General features: G+C 66.3%; 3 protein-coding genes and 3 pseudogenes. 3 read left to right on the top strand and 3 right to left on the bottom strand.

Annotated elements, in window-relative coordinates:
• Positions 1–83: 83 nt before the first annotated feature.
• Positions 84–362: pseudogene (locus Q0967_RS17215) on the bottom strand (transposase); the annotation flags it as partial.
• A gap of 48 nt (positions 363–410) precedes the next feature.
• On the opposite strand from Q0967_RS17215, the pseudogene Q0967_RS17210 reads away from it, so the two are divergent.
• Together Q0967_RS17210 and Q0967_RS17205 are read left to right on the top strand one after the other, a co-directional pair.
• Positions 411–566, top strand: a pseudogene (locus tag Q0967_RS17210) (mercuric reductase); the annotation flags it as partial.
• 99 nt (positions 567–665) lie between these two features.
• Positions 666–1,622, top strand: coding sequence for an arsenic resistance protein (locus tag Q0967_RS17205; protein WP_298891662.1), 957 nt, complete (start codon positions 666–668; stop codon positions 1,620–1,622).
• A gap of 169 nt (positions 1,623–1,791) precedes the next feature.
• Here the strand turns inward: Q0967_RS17205 and Q0967_RS17200 are convergent, their stop codons facing one another.
• Together Q0967_RS17200 and Q0967_RS17195 are read right to left on the bottom strand one after the other, a co-directional pair.
• Positions 1,792–2,385: a cadmium resistance transporter gene (locus Q0967_RS17200; RefSeq protein WP_075957609.1), complete on the bottom strand. Its 594-nt coding sequence runs from the start codon at positions 2,383–2,385 to the stop codon at positions 1,792–1,794.
• The gene (locus tag Q0967_RS17195; protein WP_075957317.1) at positions 2,382–2,741 is read right to left on the bottom strand and encodes a helix-turn-helix transcriptional regulator; all 360 of its coding nucleotides are present in this window, start codon (positions 2,739–2,741) and stop codon (positions 2,382–2,384) included. The genes Q0967_RS17200 and Q0967_RS17195 overlap by 4 nt, the downstream gene beginning before the upstream one ends.
• 224 nt (positions 2,742–2,965) lie before the next feature.
• Between Q0967_RS17195 and Q0967_RS17190 the strand changes: the two are divergent.
• Positions 2,966–3,305: pseudogene (locus tag Q0967_RS17190) on the top strand (hypothetical protein); the annotation flags it as partial.

Genomic DNA, 3,305 nt, shown 5'->3' with positions numbered 1-3,305 from the left:
AGCAGCCAACGACGGGGATCCGCCGCAGCAGCGAAAAAAGGAGCGAACCCGACCGGACCCCATCAGCGTGCCATTGAGGCGAAGAAAACCGTCGCGGCCTTCAGGATCGCGTTGTCCTCCTCGAGGCGGCGGACCTTGTTCTTCAGCGACCTGATCTCCGCCAGCTCCTCACTCGTCGGTCCCTGGCGCTGGCCGCTGTCGACCTCGGCCTGGATCGCCCAGCGGCGCACGGACTCCTTCCCCACGCCGAGCTGCTTGGCCACCACCGCCGCGGCAGCCGTCAGCGAGGAGTACTCCCCGCGGTGGTCCTGCACCAGACGCACAGCGCGCGCCTTCAGTTCTTCATCGATCTTCTTGGGCATGGTGCTCATCCTCCTGGACTCAAACAGGAGCGGCATCAAACCTGGGGCGGTTCACTCATGCTCGCCGCGACGTACGCCATCAAGTTCGGGCTGACCGTCGACGACCTGGCCGACACCTGGGCGCCCTACCTCACGATGAGCGAAGCCCTCCGCATAGCGGCCGGCCTGTTCCGGACCACCATCCCCACCAGCTGCTGCGCCTGAACAACGCTCACGCCGAGCGTGGACCCGTCCCCAGGTACGAGTCGCCAGCGCGGGCCTCTTTACGCTGGCACGGTGCCGTTGACCCCCTTGATCCAAGCGATGGAGCGCCACCAGATTGGCCTGTATCTCCTCGCCATCGCAGGTGGAGCGATCCTTGGCTGGTCGCTGCCCGCTGCCGCCGGGCCTCTTGAAAATGCCATCACTCCCGTGCTCGGGCTCTTGCTGTTCGCCACGTTCCTGGGGATCCCGTTCTCGGCGATCGGTCAGGCCGTGCGCGATGTGCGCTTCATCGCCACGATCCTGGTCCTCAACTTCGTCATCGTTCCCGCCGTGGTCTTTGCCCTGTCGCGGTTCGTGGCCGACAGCCCGGCCCTGCTGGTGGGTGTGCTGCTGGTGCTGCTGACCCCGTGCATCGACTACGTGATCGTCTTCGCCGGGCTGGCAGGCGGCTCCAGTGAGCGTCTGCTCGCTACAGCGCCGCTGCTCATGCTGGCCCAGATGCTGTTGCTGCCCTTCTACCTGCTCCTATTCGTCGGGCCGGAGCTCGTCTCGGCCATCGAGCCAGGCCCCTTCCTCGAAGCGCTCATCGGGCTCATCATCGTCCCGCTCACCTTGGCGGCTTTGACCCAGTGGCTGTCCCAAGAATGGGCAGCCGGCAAGACCGTGATGACCGTTATGCAGGCGATGATGGTCCCGTTCATGATGGCGACACTGGCTGTGGTGATCGCATCGCAGATCCACGCAGTTGGGCAAGAGGTCACCGCGCTGTTGGCCGTCGTCCCTCTCTACGTAGCCTTTCTGGTGGTGATGGTTCCCCTCGGGATGGCGTGCGCACGAGTCGCACGGCTCGATTCGGGCAGCACGAGGGCCGTGATCTTCAGTGGCGCCACTCGAAACTCGCTAGTGGTACTCCCGCTGGCGCTGGCCCTGCCGGCGCCCCTGGGCCTGGTTCCGCTCGTCGTCGTCACCCAAACCATGGTCGAGCTCCTCGGCATGATGATCTACGTGAAGGCCATCCCACGCCTGGTCGCCTCGGAGCCGATTCTGCGGAACTGATCCAAGGGTTGACGTGCCGTGAGAGTCCATGGGCATCCGTACCGCGACTCGTTGCAACAGAGGTAACTCATCGACGCACTGCGCCCCGTCGGCTTCCGTGGAACGTCAGGAGTGTTCGGAATGCGGAGGCCGGGTAACTGGCGCACGATCGTAGCCCCGTCGGCCCTGGTCAGAGGCCGAAGGCTCCGCCACCGACCAGGATGGCGATGCCCAGTCCGATCAGGACGATGGGGAACAGGATGTGCTCCCACCGCTCGAGGACTTCGGCGATCGGGGGGCGGGTGGCCACGAACTTGGCCAGCACGACCAGGACCGCCACCAGTACGAGGAAGACGATGCAGTAGGCCACCACGGCCGCCGGTCCCACGCTGAGGAAGACCGGGACGTAGACGCCAATATTGTCTCCCCCGTTGGCAAAGGTGACCCCGGCGACGGTCCAGACCGCGACGTTCTTGCCGGCGACCTTGGCGTCGTCATCATCGTCCCCGCGCCAGGCCTCCCATGCGGCCCACAGACCCAGGACCAACGGGATGAGTCCGAAGTACGGGATGACTGCCGGGGGCAGGAACGCGTCCGCGCCCAGGGTGACGAGCACTGCCGCGCCAAGGATGCCCGCGAACCCCAGGTACTGGCCCAGCACGATCCGGGCCGTGGTCCCGGCTTGCCCTGCGCCGCGGGCGAAGAACAGCGAGAGCACGATGATGTCGTCGATGTTGGTCGCGATGAACAGGCCGATCGCCTGCAGGACCGAGGACACGATCATGCGCCAGCCTCGGCGGCGCAGCATCCGGCGACCGAGCAGGCCGGATCCAGACACGGGGCGTTCTCGTCCACTGCGAGGGTCACCTCGACGAGGGCGGTCAGCGCCCGTGCCAGGTGCGGATCCGCGATCTCATAGCGTGTCCGGCGGCCTTCGAGCTCGGCGACCACGATGCCGCAGTCCCGCAGGCAGGTCAGATGGTTGGACACGTTTGATCGCGTCAGGCCCAGGTCGCGCGCCAGCTCCGCCGGGTAGGCCGGCCGCTCGAGCAGCACCAGGAGAAGTCGTGACCGGGTGGGATCGGCCAGCGCCCGACCCAACCGGTTCATCACATCGAGACGAGAAGCAATGGTCAGCACACGCTGAACTATACAGCAGTAACTGTATCGACCCCAGTGACTGCAGCGCCTAGCTCGAATCAGTGGCGGGACCCGTCTGAACAGCGCCACCAGGACCCGCGGGACCGGCGATGTCGCAGTACCGCAAGGAGACCTCGCGCACATGCACACAGCCATCGTGCCCCGCCTGACAGATGCGTGAGAAAACTGACACGCGACTGACAACTAGGTGAGAAATGGCCAACTTGGCCGAGAACCTACAGCGGCCGATGTGCGGGCACTGCGCCCTGAAGGAGAAGACCACCGCGCTGCTGTCCGGCCCCGACGGCGGCATCAACCCGCGACTGCGGCCGGTGTACGACGCCCTGATCTCGGGGCCACGACCACAGAGCACCCTGTACTGGTTCACCCGCTCCACCGGCCCGGCCACCCTGGGCGCGATGGCCCGCGACGAGCTCGACATCTCCCACGCGACCTTCGACACGCTCCCGGCCGACAGGACCAACACCTACCTGCGCGACCTGCTCACCGCCCTGGGGGTCCTGCCGCCCTTCCACGCCGAGCTCGAGCGGGTCAGCCCGTGGC

The sequence above is a fragment of the uncultured Serinicoccus sp. genome (assembly GCF_947500995.1).
Taxonomy (GTDB): domain Bacteria; phylum Actinomycetota; class Actinomycetes; order Actinomycetales; family Dermatophilaceae; genus Ornithinicoccus.
Note: the sequence above shows the minus strand (reverse complement) of the source record. Positions and strands in the feature narration are given on the sequence as shown.

Coding starts and splice junctions, on each gene's coding strand:
- Q0967_RS17200 (WP_075957609.1), bottom strand. CDS start 2,385: ATGATCGTGTCCTCGGTCCTGCAGGCGATCGGCCTGTTCATCGCGACC.
- Q0967_RS17205 (WP_298891662.1), top strand. CDS start 666: ATGGAGCGCCACCAGATTGGCCTGTATCTCCTCGCCATCGCAGGTGGA.